Source organism: Allobosea sp. RAF48, assembly GCF_052114025.1.
In the GTDB taxonomy this organism is placed as follows: Bacteria; Pseudomonadota; Alphaproteobacteria; order Rhizobiales; family Beijerinckiaceae; genus Allobosea.
On the sequence record NZ_JBFRDZ010000002.1, the window covers coordinates 271,414 to 295,805 of the forward strand.

Sequence of the window (24,392 nt, forward strand, 5' to 3'; positions counted from 1 at the left end):
GCCTCAGGCTTTCGACATCGCCGTTTCCTGTGCCGTGATGAATTCGAGCAGGACCGGCTGGCCTTCCTTCGTCCTGGCGATGCCTCTATCGATCGCACTGCGGATCTCGGAAGGGTCGGTGATGCGCTCTGCATAGGCGCCGAAGGCGCGCGCCATCTCGCAGTAATTGCCGGTGATGCGGTTGGCTGCGTAGAGGCGGATCGCGTTCGGGATGCTGTTCAGCTCGGTGGCCATGCCGCCGTTGTTGAACAGGATCGAGAGGATCGGGATGCGTTCGCGGGCCGCTGTCTCGATATCCATGCCGGTAAAGCCGATCGCCGCGTCACCCCAGACATTGATGCAGAGCTTGTCCGGGCATGCGAGCTTGGCGCCCATGACGATGCCGAGGCCGAAGCCGAGCTGGGTGGTCTTACCCCAGCCGATGAAGCTCAGCGGATCGCGCGCGACCCAGAACGGCGTGAGCTGGTCGCGCGGCCGCCCGGCGTCGTTGGTGATGATCGTTGGCTCGTCTTGCGTTGCCGCCATCAGCTCCCAGACCACGCGATAGGGATTGATCGGCATCTCCGCCGAAGTCAGCTTCGGCATCCATTCGGCGAGCCAGGCCTCGCGTGCGCCGCGGATGCGGGTGGCGACGGCTGCTCCCTTGTCCGATTGCATACCGCGCCGTTCCAGTTCGCCGAGCAGCGCCTGCAAGCCAAGTTTTGCATCGCCGACGAGGCCGATCTCGGCGGGCACATCCTTGTTGAGATGCGCATGATCGAGCGTCATATGGATGATACGCTTGCCCTTCGGCACCGGCACCGCGAACAGAGTCTCGGTAAAGCTGCAACCGATGCCGAGGATAACGTCTGCCTCGTCGAGGAAGGCCTTCACAGGCATTGGATAGGTCAGGCCGCCGGAGCCGAGCGAGAGCGGATGATCCTCGGGGAACGCGCTCTTGCCGGGCAGGGTGGTGACGACCGGACAGGCGAGGCGCTCGGCCAATGCGCGCAACTCGTCCCAGGCCTGGGCGTAATGCACGCCCTGGCCGGCATGGATGACGAGATTGCAGGCGGAGCCGATCAACTCGGCAGCGCGGGCGATGTCGTCGGGATCGGGCGCCGTGCGATGGCCGCGGACCGGGACGTAATCCTCCGGCTGCGCCAGCTCTGCGGTCCAGAGATCGTTCGGCACTTCTACGAGCACCGGGCCGCCGCGGCCATTGCGAAGCTGGCTCAGTGCGCGGCGCATCACATTGACGACCTCGCCGGGTAGGTTGAGCTGCTCGGCCGACTTGGTGATGTCGCGCATACTCTGGACGGCGTTGAAGTTGGGCTTGATGCCCGCGACGCGCTGCGGATAGCCCTGCGGGATCACGAGCACCGGCACGGAATCGGCATAGGCCTGCGCGACAGAGCCGTAGGAGTTCTCGATGCCCGGCCCGTGCTGCATGGCGAAGACGCCGAACTTGCGGCCCGAAGACAGCCGCGAATAGGCATCGGCCATATGCATGCCCGTGCGTTCCTGGCGCACGACGATCGGCCGGATGCCGGCGAGAGCGGCCTCGTCGATCAGCTTGTTCGTGGGGTAGCAGAACAGTAGTTCCACCCCTTCCTTCTTGAGGATGGCGGTCATGGCCTGGGCGACGTTCATGATGCGGGCACTCCGGTTCTCAGGCCTGATCGGCCGCTGGACGCAAATCGGCGAGGGCTGGCGCCCCCAGCATTCCCATGGTGATCCTGAGTTCGTTGGTGAGGATGTCGAGGATGCGGCCCGCTCCCTCCGCTCCCCCGATCGCCACGCCGTAGAGCGGTGCGCGTCCGACGAGGACGCCGCCTGCGCCCAGCGCGAGGAATCGGGCGATGTCGGCGCCGCGGCGCACGCCGCTATCGGCCAGGATCTCGAGCCGGCCGGCGACGGCATCGGCTATCGCAGGCAGCACCTGCGTCGAACCGGGCGCACAGTCGAGATTGCGCGCGCCATGGTTCGACACGACGATGGCATCCACGCCGTGCGCCAGGGCCGCCAGCGCGTCCTCCACCCGCAGAATTCCCTTGAGCACGAGCTTGCCGCGCCAATGCCGGCGCAACAGCTCCACATCCTCCCAGGTCACGTCGGTCGCCAGGGCCAGCTCGTCGGAAAGCGAGGCGCGGCCGAGCTTGGTGCGGAACTCGTCGGGGTAATGCGCATAGGTCGGCACGCCGCCCGCCGTCAGAGCCCGCAGCATGACCGAGCCCGCCCAGCGCGGATGCAGCACGACGTCGAGCCCGGCTTTCCACGAGGCCTTGAGAGGAATGCCGAAGCCGTTGCGGAGGTTGTATTCGCGATTGGGGCCAACGGCGGTATCGACGGTCAGGACGAGGGTCTCGGCGCCCGCCGCCCAGGCCCGGTCGAGCAAGGCCAGCATGCGCTGCCGGTTCTTCCAGACATAGAGCTGGAACCAGAGCCGCGCGCCTGACTCAGCGGCAATGCGCTCGATCGCGGTGATCGACTGGGTCGACACGCAGAAGGGGATGCCCGCCGCGGCCGCGGCCTTGGCGATCGCGATCTCGCCATCGTGCCAGACGAGACCAGCGACGGCGGTGGGCGCGATCACCAGGGGAAGCGGTTGGCGGTGGCCGAGGATCTCGGCCTCGGTCGAACGTTGCGAGACGTCGACCAACACAGCGGGCGAAAGCCGGATCGCATCGAGCTGGCTGCGATTGCTCGCGATCGAGACCTCGTCCTCGCTGCCGCGATCGACATATTCGAAGAGGCCGCGCGGCAGCCGCCGTGAAGCGGCACGTCGCGCGTCGGCGACGTTGAGGATATGGGCGAAGGCGGGCTTGGCGGTCATCGCGTCAGGATCACCGTGGCAATTTTGCGCCGACACCGCGCTCTCGTGCGCGGACGACGACGAGATGCGCGAGCGCGAGATCGGCGAGGGCAAAACCGCGGAAGCAGAAGAAGGAACGGGCGGCCGGCGCGGTCGGATGGGCGGCGCTCGCCAGCTCGACGAGATCGTGGCCGAAGCGGACCGTCGTCACCGGGTTGCCGTCGATATCGTAGGGCGCCTTCGACTGTTCGAGGCTATCGGTCGCGAGGACATCGAAGGCCGGCATGCTTTCTGGAATCCAGCTTCGGCCGATATCGACGGCGGCGGCGAAGGCATTTGGCTTCATCAGCCTGGCGTCGAGGAATGGCTTCAGCCCCGGTGCGCCCGGAACCATCGAAATGATGATATCGCTGCGCGCCAATAGGGTATCGGCATCCGCAACGACCTCCGCCGCGAGCCCTTGCCCGGAGGCGGCTTGCGCGAGCTGCTCCGCCGAGGAGCGGCTGCGGCTCAGCATGAGCGCCGTGGTCAGGCCGGGATAGAGATCGAGGAAGGCGGTGAGATGGGCATGGGCCTGCAGGCCGCAGCCGACGAAACCGATGATCCTGGGCGCGGCCGGCGCCATCCGCGCGGCGGCGGCGGCCGAGAGCGCGGCGGTGCGGATCAGCGTGATCTCGTCGCCCTCTAGCACGGCCAGCGGCGCCCCGCTCGCGTAGTCGCTGACGCAGATCAGGGCGTTGATGCCGGGCACCGGACTATCCGGGGCAACCGGTGCCATCGAGACCCATTTCAGGGTGGCGATCCCGTCCGCCTGCGAGGCGGCCGTCATCGCCTGGAAGCCATGGCCGGGGCCGAGCCCCAGCGCGCTCTTGGGCAGGCTGCGGTTGAGGCCGGCGGCATGGTCGCGGAAGGCGCGGAGCACGGCCTCGCGCGCCGCGCCGGGAGCAATGGCCAGGGCCTTCACGTCATTGCGCGAGAGATAGAGCAGGTGCTCGCTCATCGGGCGAATCTCCGGGCGGAATAGGGGGTGGGATCGAAGGGCGGCTCGCGACCGTCGATCAGCGCAGCGACGAGCTTGCCTGTCGCCGGAGCCTGGGTGAGCCCGGTATGGGCATGGCCGAAAGCATGCAGGATATCGTGCGAGCGGGACGCGAAGCCGATGCAGGGCAGGCCGTCCGGCGTCGAGGGGCGATTGCCCATCCAACGGTCGACTTCGGCCGTATCGAAGCGCTTCGCCTGTTCGGGAAACATCTTGCGGGCATAGCCCAGCAGGATTTCGGCGCGGCGCCAGTCGGGCGGTGCGGAGGGATCGGCAAGTTCGACCTGTCCGGCGAGCCGCAGCCCTTGCGGCGTCGAGACGACGCCCATCTGGCCGTCCGAGGGCATCAGCCCGGCGCCCAGCTCCACATCCGGCTCGGGGATGACGACATGGTAGCCGCGCTCGGAAATCAGGGGCACACGGTCGCCGGCGAGCCGGGCCAGGGCGGCCGAGCCGATGCCGGCCGCAATGACGGCGCGCTGGCAGGCGACGGGCCCCCGATCGGTGGCGACGCCGCTCAGCCTGCCGACCTCGAAAGCGAAGCCGGTGGCAGTGGCGGTGAAGCGCTGTGCTCCGCGGCTGACCAGAAGCTGGGCGAGCGCGGCGCAATAAGCGCCGGGGTCGATGATCTGGCCGGCATCGTCGAGCCGAGCACCGAAACGATAGGCCGGCGACAGCTCCGGCTGAAGGCGACGCAGGTCGGCTTCCTCGACCTCGCTGAAGCGCACGCCCAATTCTTGGCGCATCGTCCAGATCCGGCTCTCCGCAGCGAAGGCGGCTCGATCCGGATAGACATAGACCAGCCCTTGCTGCCGGATCAGGTGGCCGACGCCGGCCTCGGCGGCATAGGACTGGTGATCCGCCACCGTGTCCTTGCAGAGCGGGTAGCGCTGGCGTGCGCTCGTCGTGATCCGATCCCAGTCCCGGCCGGCGGCGATGAAGCGGGCGAGCCAGCCGGCATGCCGCGGCAGGTCCCGCCACCGCACCGTGAACGGTCCGGTCCGGTCGAGCAGGAAGCCGGGCACCTTGCGCCAAAGTCCGGGCAGGGAAATCGGTGCGATCGCGCCGGGGTTGATCCAGGTTGCGTTGCCGTAGGAGGCCGCCTGCCGGCCGCCGGGCTCGCCCGGTTCGATGAGGAGGACATGATGGCCGCCGCGCTGGATCTCCAGCGTCGCGCACAGGCCCACGATTCCGGCGCCGATTACGGCGACGGTCAGGGGCGCATCCTTCGACATGGATCGCCTCAGCCGCGATTGTGGAAATGGCTGAGGAAGCTCTTGGTCGCTTCCTGCTGAGGCTGGCCGATCACCTCGCGCGCCGGCCCCTCCTCGACGATCACCCCGTCGCGCATGAATACGACGCGATCGGCGACCTCGCGGGCGAAGCCGATCTCGTGAGTAACGATGATCATCGTCATGCCCTCAGCTGCGAGATCGCGCATGACGCCGAGGACTTCGCCGACAAGCTCGGGATCCAGAGCGGAGGTCGCCTCGTCGAAGAGCATCACCGCGGGCTCCATGGCGAGCGCGCGTGCGATGGCGACGCGCTGCTTCTGGCCGCCGGAAAGCTTGCTGGGAAAGACGTCGACCTTGTCGCTCAGGCCCACTTTGGCGAGCAACTTGCGGGCGAGCTCCTCGGCTTGCGGCTTCCGCATCGCCTTCACGGAGATCGGGCCTTCCATGACGTTCTGGATCACCGTCATGTGCGGGAACAGATTGAAGTGCTGGAAGACCATGCCAGCGTTCGAGCGGAAGCGCGCCTGCTCGCGAGTGCCCGGCAGCTTCGAGCCGTCGCCGAAGGCGAAGCTGTCGTCGCCGATGCGGATGCGGCCGCCCTCGGGCATGACGAGCAGGTTGAGACAGCGCAGCAGCGTCGACTTGCCGGAGCCGGAAGGGCCGATCAGCGCGACGACCTGCGCTTCCTCTACCCTGAGGTTGATGTCGCGCAGCACCGTCAGCGAGCCGAAGCTCTTGCGCAGGCCGGAGACCTCGATCTTGTAGCTCATCGCTGCGCCCTCAATTGCTATGGGCAAGCCGCTTCTCGGCTTGCTTGACGATCGCGGTCAGCGGCAGCAGCACGATCACATAGATCGCAGCGACCACCGTGTAGACTTCGAGCGCGCGGTAGGTGTCCATCGCCGCCACCTGGCCCTGATAGAGCAGGTCCGGGACAGCGAGGACCGAGACGAGCGAGGTGTTCTTGAACTGGATGATCGACTGGTTCATGAGCGGCGGGATCATCCGCTTGATCGCCTGCGGCAGCACGATGCGGCGCATCACGCGCGCCGGGGTCATGCCCAAAGCCAGCCCCGCCTCGCTTTGTCCGGGATCGATCGAGACGATCCCGCCGCGAATGACCTCCGCGTAGAAGGAACCGCCATACAGCGTCAGCGTCACGATCGCGGCGGTGATCGCGTCCAGCTTGATCCCGGTCAGGATCGGCAGCGCGTAGTAGAACCACAGCAACAGCACGAGCAGCGGCGTCAGCCGGAACATCTCGATATAGGCCCAGGACAGCCAGCGTAGCGCCGGGGAACGCGAGAGCTGCGCGATGCCGGCGACCAAGCCCACGATCAGGCCGAGGATCACGACCGCGATCGTGATCCCGATCGTTACGCCGGTTCCGGTGAGGAAGATCCAGCGGTAGCTCCAGACGATGTCGAAGTTCCAAGTATAGGACATGCCAACCCTGCCCGCGCCCCGCGCGGCCTGAAGCCGTTCACAAGAATGGATGGGCTTCCCGCGGGCGGGCGCGGGAAGCCGAGGAGGCCTTAGAGAGTGATCCCCGCGGGGATGTCCTCGGGCTTGACGCCGACCTGATCCAAGCTCTCGACGACAGCGCTGCGGACGAGGCCGAGGCCGCGGGCATAGCCGACCCAAGTGTTGACGAAGAAGAGCCAGGTCTTGTCCACCTCGCGGCGGACGGCCGCATTCGATGTCGATCCGAAGAACGGTTGCGGCACGACAACCTTGCCGAGGCTGGGATCCGCTTTCACGGCACGCACGCCGCCCATCCAGAAGATGCACTGCGCATCGACGCGGCCGCTGCGCAGCGCCAGCATCGCTTCATTGATGGTCTTGAAGCGCGTGATCTGAGCCTTGGGGCACAGGAGCGTAGCGATCTGGTCATGCGCCGAGCCGACGTCGACCGAAATCTTGACCTCCGGCTTGTTCAGGTCGGCCCAGCTCTTCGGATCGAAGCCCGGCTTGGCGATGACGACCAGTGCGCTGTCATAGACGCCGTTCGAGAAATCGACCGCCATGGCTCGTTTCGGCGTCGGGTTGAGGCCGAACATGATGTCGATCTTGTCTGCCTGCAGGTCGAGCACCGCGTTGCCCCAGGTCGTCTCGACAAGCTCGAGCTCGACGTCCATGTCCTTGGCGAGCGCCGAGCCGATCGCGTAGAAATGACCGCTCCATTTGCCGGAGGCCGGGTCCTTGATGAACCAGGGGGCACTCGAGGTCACGGCGCCGAGCCTCATTTTCTTGCTGGCGATGATGCGGTCGAAGGTGTTCTGCCCGGCGGCCTGCGCCCTTGCTCCGTTGGAAGCCAGCGTCAATGCGCCGGCTGCAACTGCGCCGGCGCCGATGAGGCCTGCCAGATCCCTGCGTGTCGTCATTTTCACTCTCCCGGCGTTGTGAGGCGAACCTCGTTATGTCTGGTGAGGCAGGCTCCCGCTTCCCCTGCGGGCTTTCCGTGATCTTCCGCCCCTCACCGGAGGCGGCAGCGGATTTTTCCGTCGTTTTCAAACCGCTTTCGGCGCGAGCAGAACACCCGGATTCATCAGGTTTTGCGGGTCGAACAGCGTCTTGATCTTATTCATCAACTCGTAGCGCAGCGGATCGGCGAGACGCTCGAGCTCCTCCGTCAGCTTGCGGCCGACGCCGTGTTCGGCGCTGAAGGTGCCGCCGAAGCGCGCCGCGGCGTCATGGATGTCGCGCTCGACTTCGAGTGCGAAGGCGTCCTGATCCGGCAGCGACGCCCAGAAATCGCGCTGGAACATCAGGATGTAGTGCACATTGCCATCGCCGAGATGGCAGACGACCTGCGTGACCGCCTGTGGGTAGCGCTCCGCTGCGACCGTGTCGGCCGCGGCGATGAAGGGGGCGACATCGGAGGAGCGCACAGCGACGTCATGGACGATGCCGATGCCTTCCTTCTTGTTGGCTTCGGAGACCGAATGGCGGACGTGCCAGAATTCGGCTGCCTGCTGCTCGGAGGTCGCGACGACCGCGTCCACGGACTCGCCATTTTCAAGCGAAGCGCCGACGACCTCTTCGAGGATGACCTGGAGGTTCGTGGTCGTATCCTCGCTGCCGAGCTCGATCAGCGCGGACCAGGCGGGTATCTCCGCGAAGGGAAAACGCACCCGCTCAACGTGCCGGCGCACCAGTTCGAACTGCGAGGCGGAGATGAGCTCGAACGCCTGGATATAGGAGCCGGCACGGTCCTGGAGGGAAGCCAGAAGCGCGACGGCCGCCGCCGGATCAGCGACGGAAACCCAGGCATGAGCGGTGTTCGGCGTCTGCGGATGCAGTCGCAGCGCCGCGCCCGTGATGATGCCGAGCGAACCTTCCGCTCCGATAAAGAGATGGCGCAGCATGTAGCCGGTATTGTCCTTGCGCAGAGCCGCGAGGTCCGCCAGCACGCGCCCGTCCGGCAGCACCACTTCCAGCCCCGCGACGAGATCGCGCATCGGGCCGTAGCGGACGACGCCGGTGCCGCCGGCATTGGTCGAGATCAGCCCGCCAATCTGGGCGCTGCCCTCGCTGCCGAGATGCAGCGGGAACTGCCGCCCCGCTTCGGTAGCGGCGCTGTGCAGATCGCCGAGCACCACGCCTGCATCGACCGTGGCGATGCCGGTCGCCCGATCGATGGTTCGGATGCGGTTCAGGCGGCGCAGGGATAGCACGATGCCGGGCTTGTCGCTGCGGTCGCTTTCCGGCACGGCGCCGAAGCACAGCCCGGTATTGCCGCCAACCGGGAAGACCGGCTGCCCCTCGGCTGCGCAGAGCGCGACCACGGCCGCGACCTCTTGCGTCGAAGCTGGCTGGACCACGGCGAGTGCGTGGCCGCGCCGACGCTGGCGCCAGTCCGTGAGCCACGGTTCCATCTCTGCCGGATCCGTGATCAGCCCCTTGTCGCCAACGATGCTGTGAAGCGTCTCGATCACGAGCCGGTCTCCGCTCAGGCGAGGCTGACGGCTTTGGCTCGCTCGGCGGCAACCTTGAGCTTTGCCAGCGTTTCCGGGCTCGGCCCGAGCAGCGGCAGGCGGACCCCGCCTACCGGCCTGCCGGCGAGCGCCATGTATTCCTTCAGGGGGCCCGGGTTCGTCTCGACATAGATGGCATCGACGACCGGGTCGATCTTGTCCTGGAGCTTGAGCGCTTCCTTCAGCTTGCCTTGACTGGCGAGCTCGAAGATCTCGATCCAGATCCGGGGATAGATCGTCGCGGAAGCAAGCACGCCGCCGCGCGCGCCAAGCGCGACATGGGTCGCGAAGAGCGGTTCCTCGCCCGAGAGGATCGCGATCTTATCGCCCGCGAGCTTCACCGTACGGATGAAGTCCGGCATGTCGTAGGAGGAGTACTTCATTCCGATGATCGAGCCGTCCTCGGCCATGGCCTGCACCGTCTCGGCGAAGGCGGAGACCGTGGTGCGGCGCGGGATCTGGTACAGCATGACCGGCAGGTCCAGCGCATCGCGATAGCGGGCAAACCAGGCACGCATGCCCTCCTGGGTGCCGGGCGCGTAGTAGGGTGTCACGGTCATGACCGCCGAGGCGCCGACCTTTGCGAAGTCGCGGCCGGCCTCCAGCGCATCTTCGTAGCCGGTCGCAAGCACGCCGGGGATCACCGGCTTGCCGTCCGCCACGTCGACGCAGGCAGCGACGATGTCGCGGCGCTCGCCACGCGAGAAGACGGGATATTCGCCCGTGCCGCCGATCGGCACGATGCCGGCGGCGCCGGCGGCGAGCTGGAACCGCACCAGCGCCTGGAGACCCTTGATGTCGACCGCGCCATCGGCGTCGAGCGGCGTGACGATCGCGGTATACAGACCGCCGAGAGTGTCGTGCGTAAGCGTCATTTGAAGCATCCCCGCAGTGATGCTGCCGGTTCCAGCGTGTCGGCCCCTCGCCAACCGCGCCCAGTTCCTTGCCGGCGCATCGTTGGGAATGGAGCCTCTTTCAGGGGCGTGGACGTGTCAACACAAAAATACAGAAATGTCGGATACGAAAATTATTGAACCATACGCAATGGCATTCTCTTTCCCTCCGCGCACCCAGAGATTATGACAGGAGTATCCCCATCGGGGGGACGAGGAGAATCGGCATGCCGGAAATCTCGCTGGCGGAACGCGGGGATATCGAACCGCCTGAGGCCTGGCAGGCCGGCGACGAGCCGCGCGGCGGGGTCGATATCGGCGCTCGGCTGCTCAAGCTGCGTAAAGGTCGGGGCCTGACGCTGCAGGACGTCAGCGCGATGACGGGGGTTTCCGCCTCGGCCTTCTCGAAAATTGAACGCAACGAGCTTTCGCCGACGATCTCGACGATGCAGCGGATCGCGCATGGGCTCGACGTCGAATTGGTGACACTTTTGTCCAGCGGCCAGGACAACGGCACAATTAGCTTCGCCGGACGCCGCAGCATCAGCAGAGCCGGCAGCGGCAGCAAGCATACGACCGGCACTTGCAACAACGTCCTGCTCTGTGCCGATCTCAAGAACAAGCGCGCCACCCCTATACTGACGACGGTGACCGCGCGTTCTCCGGATGAATATGCAGCGTGGGCAAAATCCGAGGCGGAGATCTTCGTGATGGTCCTCGAAGGCACGCTCATCGTGCACAGCCGCCTCTACGAGCCGCTTGAGCTCAACAAGGGCGATTCCGTCTACTACGATGCCACTACCGAACACACCTGGACCTCGAAAGGGGTCTCCAACGCCGTGGTTTTGTGGGTACTCGTCGATCTTTAAAATCGTTCCGGCTCCGCCATCATCGAGCAAGTCGGCCTCGCGATGGCCGCGAGCCCAGCGTAATGGCCGCGGCCGCGCGGCTCATTCGCGAGACGGCGCAGCCCTGTTCAAACGATTGGTGGCGGCGGTGGCAGATGCGGCCGTGCAGAGCGCATCCCAGTCGTCAGGCGGATTGCCATCGTCCAGCATGCTCTTGAAGACATTGTAGGCATCGGTTTTTGAGCCATAGGTCCGCAAGCCGTTCTCGTCATTCACCCGTGCGAAGATGAAGGCGGGGCCGTTGGGCCGGCGGGCACCGTCTCGGTGACGAGCTTGACCAGAGCCGCATGTAGCTTGGCATCGGCCGATTTCTGATAGTCGTCGGGCCTGTTCGCCTTCTGTGCCTCGACTGCCGCGATCAACTTTTCCCACTGATCGAGCACGAGGGGATGCGCGAGGATGGTCCAGCCATTGATGGTCATGGTCGGAGCGAGACATCACCCTCGATCACGGCATCGGGATCGACCAACATGCCCTTGGTCAGGGCCGTGGCGCATTCGAGCGTCACCCTCGAAGATGGGTGCCACGTGGCGGCATGACGATCGCGTCGCCGACAATGCGCGGGCTACCGACCAGTCTGTTCGACCAACTTGTCACCTCGAGGGGTGGAATTGCGAAAGCGCTTCCACCCCAACAAGCAGCGAATGTGACGCACTTTCACTCCGACAAGGCAACTGCTAGACGGGTGGCGATCGCGCGTGCACGGCGCAAACAGGTTACACACAATATGCTTCTTCGCGTTGGCACCCGCCGCAGCCCCCTCGCCATGACGCAAACCAACTTTGTAATTGGTTCAATTCAGGCTCTTCACCCTCATATCGAATTCGAGATCCGGCCCATTTCGACGGTCGCGGATCGTGACAGGATCTCCGAATTTCATCAGTTCGGCATGATCGGCGTCTTCACCACGGAGCATGAGGAGCAGTTGCTGCGCAAGGACGTCGATTTCGTCGTCCACTCCCTCAAGGATTTGCCGACCGCTCTGAAGGACGGGCTCACGCTGGCATCGGTGCCCAAGCGCGAGGACCCTCGCGATGTCCTCTGTGGCTCGACCCTCGACGACTTGCGGCCGGGAGCAAGAGTTGGAACCGGATCGCTGCGTCGCCGCGCCCAGATCCTGAGCCTGCGGCCGGATGTGACCGTCGTTCCCATCCGCGGGAACATTGGCCCCCGGCTTGCCAAGATCGAAGGGGACGATGCGCTCGATGCCGTCATCCTGGCGCAGGCCGGCCTGGAACGCCTCGGCCTCGGCGGAAAGACGACCGAGCTTCTCGACCCTCACCTGTTCCCCTACGCCGTCGGCCAGGGCGCCCTTGGCATCGAGGCGCGCAGCGCGGATAGCGAGATCGTCGAGATCCTGCGCTCGATCGAATGCAAGACGACCCGGGCCGAGGTCGATGCCGAGCGTGAGATGATGCATGCGCTGGGCGCCGGCTGCAGCCTGCCCGTGGGCGCCTTCTGCAACTGGAAGGAAGAACGCCTGATCCTGCAAGCCCAGATTACCTCTCTCGATGGCGAGGAACGGGTGGTTGCCATCGAGGACGAACCTGGAGACCGGGCGCGAGAACTCGGCCTCGCTGCCGCCGAAACCCTGAAAGTCTGCGGCGGCGAGAAGATCCTGCACTCGAGCTACCGGGAATTCTGCAGCCACTTCAAGATGCTGCAATCCTGAAGAAGCCGCCTCGATCACCCGGCCTTCGCATGCGCCACGGCGTCCACCGCCGCGGCGATCGCCGCTTCGGTTGCCTCGATATCGGCTAGGCTGTGCGCGGCGGAGAGGTAGCAGAGACCACGCGGCAAGGTCAGCACCCCTTCCCTGAGGAGAGCGCCGGTGAACGAGAGTGTTTTCTCCTTGTCGACCTGCGCCGTGTCACGCAACGTCTCGATTGCCGCCTCGGCGGCGAAAATCTGCAAGGCAGCTCCTGCCTGCCGAGCGCGGACCGGAACACCCCTCAAGGCGGCCCGATCATTCAGGAAGCGGCACAGCCGGCCGGCAAGCGCGTCCATCCGAGGATAGATCTCGCTGCGCCCATCACGCAGCTCCTCAAGGCAGGCAATGGCTGCCGCCACGGAGAGCGGATTGCCGTTGAAGGTGCCTCGATGCATCAGGCGCCCGCTGGAGAGAACATCCATCGCTGCACGGCTACCTGAGACCGCGCTGATGGGCAGGCCGGCGCCCAGCGCCTTGCCGAGGACGCTGAGATCGGGCGTCACGCCATAGCGCTCCTGCGCGCCACCGAGACCGAGACGAAAGCCGGTAATCACCTCGTCGAAGATGAGCAGCGCGCCGCAGCGCTTCGTCGCGGCCCGCAGCCGCTCCAGGAAGCCGGCAGGCGGCTCGAAGCAGCCGCCGTTAATCGCGGCCGGCTCGACGATCACGGCCGCGTAGCTGGCGTCGAGCAAGGCCTCGAGCCCGCCCGCATCGCCCCAATCGGCCAGCGTCACCGTTCCGGCCGCCTGCGGATCCTGTCCCAGCGCCGATGGACCATCCTGCCCAATGGCGCTGCCGATGTGGAGGCTGTCGAACCAGCCGTGATAATTCGCGCGGAACTTGATGACCTTAACCCGGCCGGTCGCGGCGCGTGCTACACGCAATGCGAGCTGGATCGCCTCGGTTCCGGTGCTGACGAAGCTCGTCTGCTCGGCCGAGGGAACGCAAGCGGCGATCAACTCTGCCAGTCGTGCCTCGCCGCGATGGACGCTCGCGGTGCGCAAGCCGCTGTTCAGCTCATTTTGAACGGCTGCGAGGACGGAAGCGGGCGTATGCCCCAGGATCAGCGGGCCATAGCCGAGGGCGTAGTCGATGAAGCGATTGCCGTCGACGTCGACGACATGGGCGCCCTCGCCGCGCTCGATCGCGATCGCCACGGGATGCTGCGTTGCGCGCGGCGTGGACGAGACGCCGAATGCGAGATGCGACAGCGCCTTCTCGCGATGCGCGTAGGAGCCAGCAAATCGCTGGCGGTCTGCGGCCTCAAGGCTATCTCTCATCACCCGTCTCTCATCGGTACCGGAGTCGTTTGATAGGTATCAATGATATAAATATAATACAATATATTATCGCGAGCCGGGGCCTGATTGGTATTCCAGACCATACATGCTAGCGATTCCGCGGATGAACCGGGAAGGGCAACTCATGGCAAGACCGCAGACGGGTACGGCGGAGCGGCCCGCGTCGGAGCGAGACGTCATCCCGCTCTATCACCGCGTCTACGTCATGCTGCTTCAGAAGATCATGGACGGCTCATATCCGGCCGGCGCCCCGATCCCGAGCGAGGACGACCTCGCCGAGACCTTCAGCGTGTCGCGGGTGACGATCCGCAAGGCGATGGAAAGACTGGAGCGCGAAGGGCGCGTCCTGCGCCAGCGCGGGCGCGGCACCTTTCCGCTGACGCCCGCCAACGAGACGGGCGAGCCGGCGAGCCAGTTACTCAACAACCAGATCTCGCTGGCCCGTAAGACGAAGATCGCCTTGCTCTCCTATGAGTTCGTCCGGCCCTCGCCCTTGCTCGCCCAGACCTTCGGCATCGTCGAGGGCACCGAGCTGCTGCGGATCGAGCGGGTGCGCGGCGACGAGCGCTCGCCGATCTCGCATACCCTCTGCTATCTTCCTGCAGATCTCGCCCCGCTGGTGCCGCGCACGGCGATCTCCTCGCTGCCGGTCTCCGCCACGCTCGCAGCGGCCGGCGTCAAGCTCGCCCGTTTCGAGGAGAAGATCACGGCCGTGCTCGCCGATTCCGACGTGTCGCCGCATCTCGAGATCGCGATCGGCACGCCCCTGGTGGCGATGACCCGCCAGGTCCGCGACGAGGACGGGCGCCTGATCGAGTTGCTTCAGGCGCTCTACCGGCCCGACCGCTACGAATACCGCGTCCAGTACTCGATCGATGGCCAGAATCTAGGCACGCCGTGGAAGGCGATGATCACCGACAGCGGCGCCGCCTAGACAACCGTCGTTCGAACGGTCATTCCGGGGCGTCGCGAGGCGCCGAGCCCGGAATGACGGCGCCCTTTCTTCGGAAGCGATCCGCGCCCCTTCAGCGGCGGATGAACGGATTCGGGATATCCGTCGCCGTCGAAATCCAGACGCTCTTGGTTTCCATGTACTCCCGGATGCCGGCAATGCCGCCCTCGCGGCCGACGCCGCTCATCTTGAAACCGCCGAACGGCGAGGTCGTGCTGGTCGAGCGGTAGTTGTTGACCCAGACGGTTCCGGCGCGGACGCGGTTCGCCATGGTGAGCGCCCGGCGCATCGACTGCGTCCAGATGCCGGCGGCGAGGCCGAACTGCGTGTCATTGGCGATGCGGACCGCATCGTCCTCGTCGGTGAAACGGATCACCGAAAGAACAGGCCCGAAAACCTCTTCCTGCGCGATACGCATCTCGTTCTTCACATCGACGAAGATGGTCGGCTTGTAGAACAGCCCCTTCGGATAACCTGGGACCGAAGCCGGCTCGCCGCCCGCGACGAGGCGGGCGCCCTCCGACTTGGCGATCTCGACATAGGACTTGATCTTCTCGAGCTGCGGCCTGGTCGAGATCGGCGCGACCTGTGTAGCCGGATCGGAAGGGTGGCCGAATTTCACATCGGCGATGAAGGCTTTCAGCCGCTCGACGAAGGCATCATGGATCGTGTCCTGCACCAGCAGGCGCGAGCCGGCGACGCAGGTCTGGCCCGATGCCGCGAAGATGCCCGCGACGGCGCCCTTCACAGCCTGGTCGAGATCGGCGTCGTCGAAGATGATATTCGGCGACTTGCCGCCAAGCTCCAGCGTCACCCGCTTCATGTGGCGGGCGGCCTTCTCGTTGATCATGCGCCCGGCCTCCGGCCCGCCGGTGAAAGCGATGCGCTCGACGAGGCGGTGGCTGATCAGCGCGTCGCCGACCTCCGCGCCATAACCGGTGATGACGTTGACGACGCCCTTCGGGAAACCGGCCGCTTCGACCAGCTTGGCAAATTCGAGCAGCGAGGCCGAGGTGAATTCGGACGGCTTCAGCACCACGGTGCAGCCCGCGGCGAGCGCCGGGGCGAGCTTCAGGCTCGTCAGCGGCAGCGGCGAATTCCATGGCATGATGCAGGCGACGACGCCGATCGGCTCCGGCTTGGTGTAGTTGAACACGCCGGGCTTGTCGCTCGGGATCACCGTGCCCTCGATCTTATCGGCCAGCCCGCCATAGTAGTAATAATAGTTGGCCATGTAGCGCATCTGCATCGACAGCTCGGCCAGCAGCTTGCCGTTGTCGCGCATCTCCACGCGCGCCAGCCACTCGGCATTCTCGGTAATGAGGTCGCCGAGCTTGCGCATCAGCGCGCCGCGACCCGAGGCCGAGAGCGCCGGCCAGGCCCCTTCCGAGAAGGCGCGATGCGCGGCCTGCACCGCGGATTCGACATCAGCTCCATTGCCGCGCGGCACCCAGGCCCAATCCTCGCCCGTCACAGGATCGGAGGTCTCCAGCCAGGTTCCACCCACCGGATCGACGAAGGTGCCGTCGATATAATGCTGGTAGCGATAGCGCTGGTCCGCATCCTGCTTGGTCGGGCGGATCGCGGGCGAGATCGGATCGAGCGAAAGCATGGCGGCTGTCATCGGAGGTCCCTGGAGATCACGGCGGTGGGGTGCCGTTGACAGATATGTATCATCATCATATCAAAAATACCAATACGCTTATCACAGGGGGATGGGCCCTTCTTTGCGGCAGCGCAAACTGTCAACGAGATCGGGAGCGACCCGTTGGGTATCCGCAAAAACGAGGGGACCAGTATGAACACCGCAAAGTATGCCCGCTTGGGATTTTTCGCGCTCGCCCTGATGACGGCAGCAGCTCCGGTCGCGGCACGCGACCTGATGGTCGTCGGCTTCGGCGGCGGCTTCCAGGACAATGCCCGCAAGCATCTTTTCCAAGGTTATGCCGCCGAGAAGGGCGTGAAGGTCGCCGACGACGTCTATAACGGCGAGATGGCCAAGATCTATTCGATGGTGAAGTCGAACGACATCACCTACGACGTGATCATGGTCGAAGCTCCGGAGCTCGCTCGCGGCTGCGAGGATGGCGTGTTCGAGAAGCTCGACTGGAGCGTCATCGACCAGAAGAAGTTCATCCCCGGCGGCACCACCGCCTGCGGCGCCGGCGCCGTCGGCTGGGGCGTCAGCCTGTTCTACGACCAGGCCCGCACCCCGACCGGCCCAGCGAACTATGCCGAGCTCTGGGACGTGCAGAAGTTCCCGGGGAAGCGTTCGCTGCGCTCGGGCGCGAAGATGACGCTCGAGGTCGCGCTGCTCGCCGACGGCGTGCCGCCCGCCGAGGTCTACAAGGTCCTGGCGACGCCGGAGGGGCAGAAGCGAGCTTTCGCCAAGCTCGACCAGCTCAAGCCCCATGTCGTCTGGTGGAAGTCGGGCACGCAGCCGCTGCAACTCGTCGGCTCCGGCGAGGCCGCCTATGCGGTCGGCTATGTCGGCCGCACGATCCGCGCCAATGAAGGCGGCGCTAAGTACCCCGTGCAGTGGAACACGCTCCTGTTCTCGTTCGACTACTGGGCCGTCGTTCGCAACTCGCCGAACAAGGCCGACGGCATGAAGCTCATCAACTACATGACCGACGAGAAGCCGCTGACGAGCTTGGCGCAGGACTGGGCCGTCTCGCCGGCCAACGCCTCCGTCGCCAACAATCCCGAAATCATCAAGAAAAACCCAGGCATGGTCGCCAACCACGCCAAGGAGGGCCTCTTCATCAACACAGATTTCTGGGTTGAACACGGCGAGGATCTCGAAGCCCGCTTCAACGCCTGGTTGGCGAAGTAAGCCTCCCATCCGGCGCGAGGGCTCGGCATGTCACGACGGAACCTGTTGGCGGCGGCGCTGATCGCGCCCCTCCTGCTCCTGGTCACGCTGAGCTTCCTCGTGCCGCTTGGCGCGACGCTCTACCGGGCGGTCGAGGATTCAGAATTCTCGACCGCCCTGCCCCGCACCGCCGCCCTGCTCAAAGCCTGGGACGGCAAGGAGTTGCCGCCGGAAGAAGCCTTCCGTTCGCTGATCGAGGAGTTGCGCCTGGCGCAACAGGATCAGGCGGCCGGGGCCGTGCTCTCCCGGCTCAATTTCGAGGAAACCGGCTTGCGCAGCCTGCTGCTGCAGGCCAGCCGGGCCTCGGCCCGCCTAGCCGAACCGTTCAAGGACTCGCTGGTGGCGCTCAACCCGCGCTGGGGCGACCCCGCCCTCTGGCGCCTATTCAAGCGCGCGACCGGCCCCTGGACCTCGCTCTATCTGCTGCGCTCGCTCGACCTGCGCCCCACTGACCAGGGCGTCATCCGCGCCCCCTCCGAGGACGCTGTCTTCCTGCCGCTGTTCTGGCGCACCTTCGAGATCAGCCTTGTGGTGACGCTGATCTGTGCGCTGCTAGCCTACCCCGTCGCCTATACGCTCTCCATCCTACCCCAGGGCTGGGCCAATGCCGGGATGATGCTCGTCCTTATCCCGTTCTGGACCTCGATCCTGGTCCGGACCACCGCCTGGTTCATCATCCTGCAGCGGGAAGGGCCGATCAACGCGCTGCTCATGGCCTTCGACATCGTCAACCAGCCGTTGGCGATGATCTTCACCCGCTTCGCGGTGTATCTCGCCATGGTGCATGTGCTGCTGCCCTTCGCCATCCTGCCGCTCTACGGCGTGATGAAGGGCATCAAGCCCGACTATATGCGCGCCGCCGCCTCGCTCGGCGCGCCGGGCTGGCGCCGCTTCCTGCGCATCTACCTGCCGCTCACCATGCCGGGCGTCGCCGCCGGCTCGCTGATGGTCTTCATGCTCTCGGTCGGCTTCTACATCACGCCTGCCCTGGTCGGCGGGTCCGGCGACCAGATGGTCAGCTACTTCATCGCCTTCTTCACCAACACCTCGGTGAATTGGGGCATGGCGGCCGCGCTGGCGACGCTGCTGATGACGATGACCGGCTTATTCGTCGTCGTCGCCCGCCTCGTCTTGCCCGGCTTCCGCTCCGGCGGCGTGAGGGTCTGACGATGGCCGGAGCACCCGCCCCCGCCCTGCGCAAGAAAGCCTCCGCCGGACGCCTCGCGCTCGCTTTCGTTACGAGCCTGATCCTGCTCTTCCTCGTGGCGCCGATCGTCGTGGTCTTCCCGCTCTCGCTCTCCTCGGGCGAATTGCTGGTGCTGCCAACGCCGGGCTATTCGCTGCGCTGGTACGCCGATTTCTTCAGCTCCAGTCGCTGGCTCGCTGCGACCTGGAACAGCTTCGTCGTCGGGATCGCTACCATGGTGCTGGCGACGCTGCTCGGCACGCTCGCCGCCTTCGGCCTCTTCCTCGGCCGCTTCCCCGGCAAGGCGATCCTGCTCGCCATCCTGTCGCTGCCGATGGTCACGCCCGTCATTGTCACCGCCATCGCCATGTATTTCGCGCTCTCGCTGGTCGGCCTCGGCTCGACGCTCACAGGCCTCATCCTCGCGCATACGGTGCTGTCGGTGCCCTTCGTGCTGCTGACCGTGCTCGCCTCGCTGCAGACCTTCGACCAGAACCTGCTGCGGGCCGCCGCCAGCCTCGGCGCCAATCCGGTGGTGAGTTTCCGACGGGTCGTCCTGCCGCTGATCGCGCCGGGCGTGGCGACCGGAGCGCTCTTCGCTTTCGCCACCTCCTTCGACGAGCTCATCGTCGCGCTCTTCATCGCCAGCCCCGGCCAGTTCACCCTGCCGCGCCAGATGTATGCGGGCCTGCGCGAATTCCTGAGCCCGACCATCGCGGCTGCCGCCGTGCTGCTCATCCTGTTCTCGGTGCTGCTGCTGGCCCTGAACGAATTCATCCGGAAGCGCGCCCAGGCCCGCGGGGCCTCTCCCTCCGGACCTACCCCATGAGTGCGAGCATGTGCGACCCGATCATCGTCTTCGACAAGGTCACCAAGAGCTATGACGGCGCGACGCAAGTCGTGAAGTCGCTCGACTTCGCGGTCGAGCGCGGCGAGTTCGTCACGCTGCTGGGGCCTTCCGGCTCGGGCAAGACCACGACGCTGATGATGCTGGCCGGCTTCGAGGACCCTTCCGGCGGCACTATCACCTTCGACAAACGCCCACTCAACAACGTGCCGGCCCATCGGCGCGGCATCGGCGTGGTCTTCCAGAACTACGCCTTGTTCCCGCATATGAGCGTGGCCGCCAACCTCTCATTCCCGATGGAAATGCAGAACGTCGGCCGAGCCGAGCGCGAGGAGCGCGTGCGCGGCGCGCTCGACATGGTCAAGCTCGGCCATCTCGCCGACCGGCGGCCGACCCAGCTCTCGGGCGGCCAACAGCAGCGCGTCGCTCTGGCCCGCGCTCTGGTCTTCCGCCCTAAGCTCGTCCTGATGGACGAGCCGCTCGGCGCCCTCGACAAGCAGTTGCGCGAGCATATGCAGATCGAGATCAAGCATATCCACGAGCAGCTCGGCGTCACCGTCGTCTACGTCACGCACGACCAGGGCGAGGCGCTGACCATGTCGAACCGCGTTGCCGTGTTCCACCACGGGCGCATCCAGCAGCTCGCCTCGCCGGCGGAGATTTACGAGAAACCCGCCAATGCCTTCGTCGCCTCCTTCATCGGCGAGAACAACAAGCTCGACGGCACCATCGCCGCGCGCGACGGGGGCTCCTGTCTGCTGCGCCTCTCCGATGGCAGCCAGGTCCGCGCAGTCGCCGGCGCCGATCTCCCGGTCGGCGCGTCGGCCGTTCTGGCGCTGCGGCCTGAGAAGGTGCTGATCGGCCCGGCCGCAGCGGACGAGAACCGCTTCGAGGCCGAAATCGAAGAGCTGATCTATTTCGGCGACCACACCCGCCTGCGGCTGAAGCTCGGCGGCTCGGATAGCTTCACCGCCCGCGTCACCTTCCGCGACGGCTTGCCCGCGCTGCAGCGGGGCGAGCGCATTGCGGTTAGCTGGGCTGCGGCCAACTGCCTCGCACTCGGCCCCGAAGAGACTTGAGCACGTCGACGTTTTGGCCTTGCCGAAACATATTAAGTAGCATACTTAATACAATTACGTGGCGCCGAACGCCGCTGCGGAGGACTCCATGACTGCCAGCCTGAAAACGCAAGTGATCGTCGCCGGCGCCGGCCCCGTCGGGCTTGTCGCTGCGTTGATCCTGGCGCGCGCCGGAATCGACGTCGTCGTGCTGGAAAAGCGCGCGGGGCTCAACACGGCCTCGAAGGCTTCGACTTTCCACCCGGCGACGCTGGAGATCCTCGACGATCTCGGCGTACTGGAGCCGATGATGGGTCAGGGCGAGATCGTCCGGCGCATCCAATACCGCACGCCGGAAGGCCCCTTCGCCGAGTTCGTCCTCGCCGATCTGGCGGACCGCACCCGCTTCCCCTTCCGCCTGCATCTCGAACAGGCCCGGCTGACCCCGCTGCTGCTGGCGCGGATCGACGCCCGCGACAACGCGCAGGTACTGTTCGATACCGGCTTCGAAACCCTGACACAGGATGAGAACGGCATCACGGTTACTGCCGACCGGGGCGGCGAGAAGCTCACCATTGCGGCCGATTACCTGATCGGGACGGACGGGGCCCGCAGCACCGTGCGCGACGCGCTCGGCCTCGCCTTCGACGGCATGGTCTATCCCCACAAGATCCTGCGGGTCATGACGCCGGACGATCTCGACAACGTACTGCCGGGCATCGCCGCCATCACCTATCTCCACAACGGCCCGAAGTCGCTGAGCTTCCTCAAGATGCCGGATTGCTGGCGCATCATCATCCGCGTACCGGAAGAGGTAACGGACGAGACTGCGCTCCAGGACGGCTGGTTCGCCGAGCGGTTGCGCGAGGTGCTGCCGAGCTGGACCACGCCGCCCGCCGTGGGCGGCCGCGACGTCTACGGGGCGAGCCGGCGCGTGGCATCGCAATACCAGGTCGGGCGCGCTTTCCTGGCCGGTGACAGCGCGCACGTCACCAACACCCGCGGTGGCATGAACATGAATTGCGGCATCCATGATGCCCAGGCCTTGACCCATGCCATGATCCGCGCCCTGCGCGACAACAGGCCCGCACTGGTCGCAGCCGCCGCCGATGAGCGCAAGCGCGTCGCCGAGGAGATGCTGATCCCGCGCACCGACCGCAACGTCGCCGGCGGGGAGGGCTGGTTGCAGAAGGTCCGCGAACTCGCGAGCTCGCGCAGCAGCGCAGCCGATTATCTCACCACGGCCGCCATGCTCGACATGCTCGAGCGCCCCGCCAGCGCCGCCGCCTGAGGAGGCCACCATGGATCTCGCCGAACTCGCCACCCGGCCCGCGCTCGGCCTGCTCGTGCCGCCGGCCAATCCGACAGTCGAGCCGGAGATGAACCGGCTGATCCCGTCCGGCGCCCGGCTCTACGCAACGCGCCTGCCGGTGATGCCCGATACCACGCTGGACCAGCGCAACCGCGCCTACATCGCCTCCTACGAGCCGGCGCTGAAGAGCTTTGGCAGCCTGAAGCTCGACGCCGCCACCGTGGCACTGACCGGGCCGAGCTACCGGCTAGGCGCCGGCGAGGACGATGCGCTGGCGGCGCGCCTCTCGGCCTCGGCCGGCTGCCCGGTCGAGACCGCGAGCGGCGCGATCCGGCATGCGCTGAAGGCGATCGGCGCGAAGCGCATCTGCCTGTTCTCGCCCTATCCGGCCTGGCTCACCGAGGAGGCCGCCGGTTACTGGACCGGCGCCAGCTTCACCGTCGCGCAGGTGGTCAAGGTCTCCGAGACCTTCCGCGCCTATGAGCTGACCACGGAAGAGGTCGAGGCAGCCCTGTGCCAGGTCGAGACCACCGGCATCGACGCCATCGTCATGAGCGGCACCGGCATGATCACGCTACCGGCGATGGCGGCGCGCCCGGAGCGTTCGAGCCCGCCGCTGCTGTCGTCCAATCTCTGCTGCGCCTGGTGGATGATGAAAAAGACGAGCGTCGCGCCCGGCCCGGCCTTTGCTCGCGCCTGCGCCCAGCTCGCCGCGGCCTGAGGCTGCCGTTTTACCCAGCCCCTGCCGGCCGGCGCCGGCGTGACGAACCCGATCCCGCCATAGAAGCCCTGACCCGTGAAGCCGTCTCCGTCTTCGCCGGGCTCTGCAAAACCGCAGGGAATGCTTGCTGCCGCCGGACGGCCGGCCGGTTGCGCTCCAGCTCGTTGGCGCGCTATGCCGAAGCCGTGGTCCTGCGGGCGAGCCGTTCCTTCGAGGCCGCGCGGCCCTTGGCCCGTCCGCCGCTGTGCTGAGTTGCCGCCGCCCCTCCCGCATCCGCCGCGCCGATCTCTCAGCGCGAGCCGGAGCCGCCTTTGGGGCAGTGCGCAACGCATTTGATCTCGACCAGCAGGCCGGGATGGGCGAGCTCGGAGACGCCGATCCGGGTCCAGGCATAGCCTTCGCGCGGCACGAGGCGGTTCTTGACCTCCCGGAACACGTCCATGTGGCAGGCCATCCCCACGTGATAGGTGGTGACGTCGACCATGTCGGCGAAGCCGCAGCCGGCCGCCTCGAGGACGATCCGGACGTTCTCCCACGCGGCGGCGAACTGCTCCGCCGGGTCCTCGATCACCTGAAGGTCGGGCGTGCGACCGACTTGCCCGACCACGTAGACGATCTCGCCGACACGCACGGCCGGCGCATAGCCGGCCCGCTCGACGATGGCGCGCATGGATTCCGGGACGATGATCTCGCGGTCGGCCATAAGGTCCTCTCAGGCGTCATGCTCGGGCCTGCCCCGAGCATCTCAATCCGAATGGGGCTCTGGAGCGTGCTCGTCCAGAGCTTCCCGGCTCTCCGCTGCGCTTCGGCCGGGAATGACGCCCCGGCCTCGGCTTCAGCCCTGCACGCCTGTCGGCAGATCGTCGCGTATGGCGAGACCACCGAGATAATCCTTCACCTCGGCTGACGGAATGACGTCGGCATATTTGCAGTTGAGGTCGAAGAGATTGATGGCGTGGCTCGCCTGGAATCGGTCGAAGGCCGTCTCCTCCGGGATCACCACCTTGAAATTATAGGAATAGGCGTCGACCGCGGTGGCGCGCAGGCAACCGGAGGTGGTGCAGCCGGTGAGGATCAGCGTGTCCACATCGAAGAAGTTCAGATGGCTCATGAAGATCGTGCCAAAGAAGCAGGACGGCTTGCGCTTGCCGATGCGGATATCTTGCGGTCGCGGCGCCAGCGGTGCGACGGTCTGCGTCGCATGCGTGCCCTCGGTCGAGGTCTTTTCGGTGCCGCGATGGTTCTTGCCGACCTGCACGCCGGAATCGATCATGTCCGGCCGGCGGGCGCTCTCGGTGTAGAAGACCGGGATGTTCTTCTCGCGGGCCATCTCCAGCAGCGGCACGATGTGCTCCACCGCCGCCCAGGCCTCAGGGCCGCAATGGGTGCGATACTGCTTCAGCCCTTCGAGGATGTCCTCCGGCTTGTCGCCGCAGAAATTGTACTGCACGTCGATGATGAACAGCGCCGGGCGCTTGCCGAAGCCTCCGCGCTTGCCATAGCCGGCCTGAGCGTAGACTTGCTTGTCGCGCTCGGTCAGGAAATCGTCCCAGATACGTTTGGTCATGGTCGTCAGCCTCAAA

24 protein-coding genes are annotated in these 24,392 nt (G+C 66.0%); 9 read left to right on the forward strand and 15 right to left on the reverse strand.

The genetic code is table 11. The annotated features are described in order from the left end of the window. Nucleotides 1–3: 3 nt before the first annotated feature. The 9 genes from AB4Z10_RS04640 to dapA all read right to left on the reverse strand — a co-directional run bounded on the left by AB4Z10_RS04640 (nt 4) and on the right by dapA (nt 9,920). Nucleotides 4–1,680, reverse strand: a complete 1,677-nt coding sequence (locus tag AB4Z10_RS04640; RefSeq protein WP_441469505.1) for a thiamine pyrophosphate-requiring protein — start codon at nt 1,678–1,680, stop codon at nt 4–6. After that, nucleotides 1,652–2,815, reverse strand: coding sequence for an alpha-hydroxy acid oxidase (locus tag AB4Z10_RS04645; RefSeq protein WP_441469208.1), 1,164 nt, complete (start codon nt 2,813–2,815; stop codon nt 1,652–1,654). Before AB4Z10_RS04645 ends, AB4Z10_RS04640 begins: the two co-directional genes overlap by 29 nt. A 10-nt stretch (nt 2,816–2,825) precedes the next feature. Then, nucleotides 2,826–3,794, reverse strand: a complete 969-nt coding sequence (locus AB4Z10_RS04650; RefSeq protein ID WP_441469209.1) for a hypothetical protein — start codon at nt 3,792–3,794, stop codon at nt 2,826–2,828. Continuing rightward, nucleotides 3,791–5,068 carry an NAD(P)/FAD-dependent oxidoreductase gene (locus AB4Z10_RS04655; RefSeq protein WP_441469210.1) on the reverse strand — a complete coding sequence of 426 codons (1,278 nt, stop codon included), beginning with the start codon at nt 5,066–5,068 and terminating at the stop codon, nt 3,791–3,793. Before AB4Z10_RS04655 ends, AB4Z10_RS04650 begins: the two co-directional genes overlap by 4 nt. 8 nt (nt 5,069–5,076) lie before the next feature. After that, entirely contained in the window at nt 5,077–5,838 is a 762-nt protein-coding gene (locus AB4Z10_RS04660; RefSeq protein ID WP_441469211.1) for an amino acid ABC transporter ATP-binding protein, read from the reverse strand. Nucleotides 5,839–5,848: 10 nt separating this feature from the next. After that, a complete protein-coding gene (locus AB4Z10_RS04665) occupies nt 5,849–6,514 on the reverse strand; it encodes an amino acid ABC transporter permease (protein ID WP_441469212.1) in 666 nt (221 codons plus the stop codon). An 89-nt stretch (nt 6,515–6,603) separates the two neighbouring features. Then, on the reverse strand, nt 6,604–7,452 hold the full coding sequence (locus AB4Z10_RS04670) for a transporter substrate-binding domain-containing protein (RefSeq protein ID WP_441469213.1): 849 nt from the start codon (nt 7,450–7,452) through the stop codon (nt 6,604–6,606). A gap of 126 nt (nt 7,453–7,578) precedes the next feature. Then, nucleotides 7,579–9,006, reverse strand: coding sequence for an FAD-binding oxidoreductase (locus tag AB4Z10_RS04675; RefSeq protein ID WP_441469214.1), 1,428 nt, complete (start codon nt 9,004–9,006; stop codon nt 7,579–7,581). Between the two features lie 14 nt (nt 9,007–9,020). Next, entirely contained in the window at nt 9,021–9,920 is a 900-nt protein-coding gene (dapA, locus tag AB4Z10_RS04680; protein WP_441469215.1) for a 4-hydroxy-tetrahydrodipicolinate synthase, read from the reverse strand. A 245-nt stretch (nt 9,921–10,165) separates the two neighbouring features. On the opposite strand from dapA, the gene AB4Z10_RS04685 reads away from it, so the two are divergent. Beyond that, the gene (locus AB4Z10_RS04685; RefSeq protein WP_441469216.1) at nt 10,166–10,807 is read left to right on the forward strand and encodes a helix-turn-helix domain-containing protein; all 642 of its coding nucleotides are present in this window, start codon (nt 10,166–10,168) and stop codon (nt 10,805–10,807) included. An 81-nt stretch (nt 10,808–10,888) separates the two neighbouring features. Here the strand turns inward: AB4Z10_RS04685 and AB4Z10_RS04690 are convergent, their stop codons facing one another. Both AB4Z10_RS04690 and AB4Z10_RS04695 read right to left on the reverse strand, forming a co-directional pair. Continuing rightward, nucleotides 10,889–11,044, reverse strand: coding sequence for a type II toxin-antitoxin system YhaV family toxin (locus AB4Z10_RS04690; protein ID WP_441469217.1), 156 nt, complete (start codon nt 11,042–11,044; stop codon nt 10,889–10,891). A 14-nt stretch (nt 11,045–11,058) separates the two neighbouring features. Then, nucleotides 11,059–11,268, reverse strand: coding sequence for a type II toxin-antitoxin system YhaV family toxin (locus AB4Z10_RS04695; protein ID WP_441469218.1), 210 nt, complete (start codon nt 11,266–11,268; stop codon nt 11,059–11,061). 113 nt (nt 11,269–11,381) lie between these two features. Between AB4Z10_RS04695 and hemC the strand changes: the two genes are divergently transcribed. After that, nucleotides 11,382–12,518, forward strand: coding sequence for a hydroxymethylbilane synthase (hemC, locus tag AB4Z10_RS04700; RefSeq protein ID WP_441469219.1), 1,137 nt, complete (start codon nt 11,382–11,384; stop codon nt 12,516–12,518). Between the two features lie 14 nt (nt 12,519–12,532). Here hemC and AB4Z10_RS04705 read toward each other — a convergent pair whose 3' ends face one another. Continuing rightward, on the reverse strand, nt 12,533–13,837 hold the full coding sequence (locus tag AB4Z10_RS04705) for an aspartate aminotransferase family protein (protein WP_441469220.1): 1,305 nt from the start codon (nt 13,835–13,837) through the stop codon (nt 12,533–12,535). A gap of 145 nt (nt 13,838–13,982) precedes the next feature. Here AB4Z10_RS04705 and AB4Z10_RS04710 point away from each other — a divergent pair, with 145 nt between their 5' ends. Beyond that, the gene (locus AB4Z10_RS04710) at nt 13,983–14,792 is read left to right on the forward strand and encodes a GntR family transcriptional regulator (RefSeq protein WP_441469221.1); all 810 of its coding nucleotides are present in this window, start codon (nt 13,983–13,985) and stop codon (nt 14,790–14,792) included. A gap of 91 nt (nt 14,793–14,883) precedes the next feature. On the opposite strand, the gene AB4Z10_RS04715 is transcribed toward AB4Z10_RS04710, so the two are convergent. After that, the gene (locus AB4Z10_RS04715; protein WP_441469222.1) at nt 14,884–16,434 is read right to left on the reverse strand and encodes an aldehyde dehydrogenase; all 1,551 of its coding nucleotides are present in this window, start codon (nt 16,432–16,434) and stop codon (nt 14,884–14,886) included. A gap of 174 nt (nt 16,435–16,608) precedes the next feature. Between AB4Z10_RS04715 and AB4Z10_RS04720 the strand changes: the two genes are divergently transcribed. From AB4Z10_RS04720 to AB4Z10_RS04745, 6 genes are all read left to right on the forward strand, one after another. Continuing rightward, entirely contained in the window at nt 16,609–17,646 is a 1,038-nt protein-coding gene (locus AB4Z10_RS04720; RefSeq protein WP_441469223.1) for an ABC transporter substrate-binding protein, read from the forward strand. A gap of 27 nt (nt 17,647–17,673) precedes the next feature. After that, a complete protein-coding gene (locus AB4Z10_RS04725) occupies nt 17,674–18,852 on the forward strand; it encodes an ABC transporter permease (protein ID WP_441469224.1) in 1,179 nt (392 codons plus the stop codon). A 2-nt stretch (nt 18,853–18,854) separates the two neighbouring features. Then, nucleotides 18,855–19,700: an ABC transporter permease gene (locus AB4Z10_RS04730; protein ID WP_441469225.1), complete on the forward strand. Its 846-nt coding sequence runs from the start codon at nt 18,855–18,857 to the stop codon at nt 19,698–19,700. A gap of 8 nt (nt 19,701–19,708) precedes the next feature. Further along, nucleotides 19,709–20,797: an ABC transporter ATP-binding protein gene (locus tag AB4Z10_RS04735; RefSeq protein ID WP_441469506.1), complete on the forward strand. Its 1,089-nt coding sequence runs from the start codon at nt 19,709–19,711 to the stop codon at nt 20,795–20,797. A gap of 88 nt (nt 20,798–20,885) precedes the next feature. Further along, nucleotides 20,886–22,067 carry an FAD-dependent oxidoreductase gene (locus AB4Z10_RS04740; RefSeq protein WP_441469226.1) on the forward strand — a complete coding sequence of 394 codons (1,182 nt, stop codon included), beginning with the start codon at nt 20,886–20,888 and terminating at the stop codon, nt 22,065–22,067. Between the two features lie 10 nt (nt 22,068–22,077). Beyond that, nucleotides 22,078–22,809: a maleate cis-trans isomerase family protein gene (locus AB4Z10_RS04745; protein WP_441469227.1), complete on the forward strand. Its 732-nt coding sequence runs from the start codon at nt 22,078–22,080 to the stop codon at nt 22,807–22,809. Between the two features lie 289 nt (nt 22,810–23,098). Here the strand turns inward: AB4Z10_RS04745 and AB4Z10_RS04750 are convergent, their stop codons facing one another. Both AB4Z10_RS04750 and AB4Z10_RS04755 read right to left on the reverse strand, forming a co-directional pair. Next, the gene (locus tag AB4Z10_RS04750; protein ID WP_441469228.1) at nt 23,099–23,512 is read right to left on the reverse strand and encodes a RidA family protein; all 414 of its coding nucleotides are present in this window, start codon (nt 23,510–23,512) and stop codon (nt 23,099–23,101) included. Nucleotides 23,513–23,644: 132 nt separating this feature from the next. Further along, nucleotides 23,645–24,376, reverse strand: a complete 732-nt coding sequence (locus AB4Z10_RS04755; protein WP_441469229.1) for an isochorismatase family protein — start codon at nt 24,374–24,376, stop codon at nt 23,645–23,647. Nucleotides 24,377–24,392 lie beyond the last annotated feature (16 nt).

Bases quoted from the DNA above. Each gene is read 5' to 3' on its own strand.
- AB4Z10_RS04685 (WP_441469216.1), top strand. From the start codon at position 10,166: ATGCCGGAAATCTCGCTGGCGGAACGCGGGGATATCGAACCGCCTGAG.
- dapA (WP_441469215.1), bottom strand. From the start codon at position 9,920: ATGACGCTTACGCACGACACTCTCGGCGGTCTGTATACCGCGATCGTC.
- AB4Z10_RS04670 (WP_441469213.1), bottom strand. From the start codon at position 7,452: ATGACGACACGCAGGGATCTGGCAGGCCTCATCGGCGCCGGCGCAGTT.
- AB4Z10_RS04720 (WP_441469223.1), top strand. From the start codon at position 16,609: ATGAACACCGCAAAGTATGCCCGCTTGGGATTTTTCGCGCTCGCCCTG.
- AB4Z10_RS04645 (WP_441469208.1), bottom strand. From the start codon at position 2,815: ATGACCGCCAAGCCCGCCTTCGCCCATATCCTCAACGTCGCCGACGCG.
- AB4Z10_RS04650 (WP_441469209.1), bottom strand. From the start codon at position 3,794: ATGAGCGAGCACCTGCTCTATCTCTCGCGCAATGACGTGAAGGCCCTG.
- AB4Z10_RS04725 (WP_441469224.1), top strand. From the start codon at position 17,674: ATGTCACGACGGAACCTGTTGGCGGCGGCGCTGATCGCGCCCCTCCTG.
- AB4Z10_RS04750 (WP_441469228.1), bottom strand. From the start codon at position 23,512: ATGGCCGACCGCGAGATCATCGTCCCGGAATCCATGCGCGCCATCGTC.
- AB4Z10_RS04730 (WP_441469225.1), top strand. From the start codon at position 18,855: ATGGCCGGAGCACCCGCCCCCGCCCTGCGCAAGAAAGCCTCCGCCGGA.
- AB4Z10_RS04665 (WP_441469212.1), bottom strand. From the start codon at position 6,514: ATGTCCTATACTTGGAACTTCGACATCGTCTGGAGCTACCGCTGGATC.
- AB4Z10_RS04660 (WP_441469211.1), bottom strand. From the start codon at position 5,838: ATGAGCTACAAGATCGAGGTCTCCGGCCTGCGCAAGAGCTTCGGCTCG.
- AB4Z10_RS04705 (WP_441469220.1), bottom strand. From the start codon at position 13,837: ATGAGAGATAGCCTTGAGGCCGCAGACCGCCAGCGATTTGCTGGCTCC.
- AB4Z10_RS04740 (WP_441469226.1), top strand. From the start codon at position 20,886: ATGACTGCCAGCCTGAAAACGCAAGTGATCGTCGCCGGCGCCGGCCCC.
- AB4Z10_RS04710 (WP_441469221.1), top strand. From the start codon at position 13,983: ATGGCAAGACCGCAGACGGGTACGGCGGAGCGGCCCGCGTCGGAGCGA.
- hemC (WP_441469219.1), top strand. From the start codon at position 11,382: ATGACGATCGCGTCGCCGACAATGCGCGGGCTACCGACCAGTCTGTTC.
- AB4Z10_RS04655 (WP_441469210.1), bottom strand. From the start codon at position 5,068: ATGTCGAAGGATGCGCCCCTGACCGTCGCCGTAATCGGCGCCGGAATC.
- AB4Z10_RS04755 (WP_441469229.1), bottom strand. From the start codon at position 24,376: ATGACCAAACGTATCTGGGACGATTTCCTGACCGAGCGCGACAAGCAA.
- AB4Z10_RS04735 (WP_441469506.1), top strand. From the start codon at position 19,709: ATGTGCGACCCGATCATCGTCTTCGACAAGGTCACCAAGAGCTATGAC.
- AB4Z10_RS04695 (WP_441469218.1), bottom strand. From the start codon at position 11,268: ATGACCATCAATGGCTGGACCATCCTCGCGCATCCCCTCGTGCTCGAT.
- AB4Z10_RS04715 (WP_441469222.1), bottom strand. From the start codon at position 16,434: ATGACAGCCGCCATGCTTTCGCTCGATCCGATCTCGCCCGCGATCCGC.
- AB4Z10_RS04745 (WP_441469227.1), top strand. From the start codon at position 22,078: ATGGATCTCGCCGAACTCGCCACCCGGCCCGCGCTCGGCCTGCTCGTG.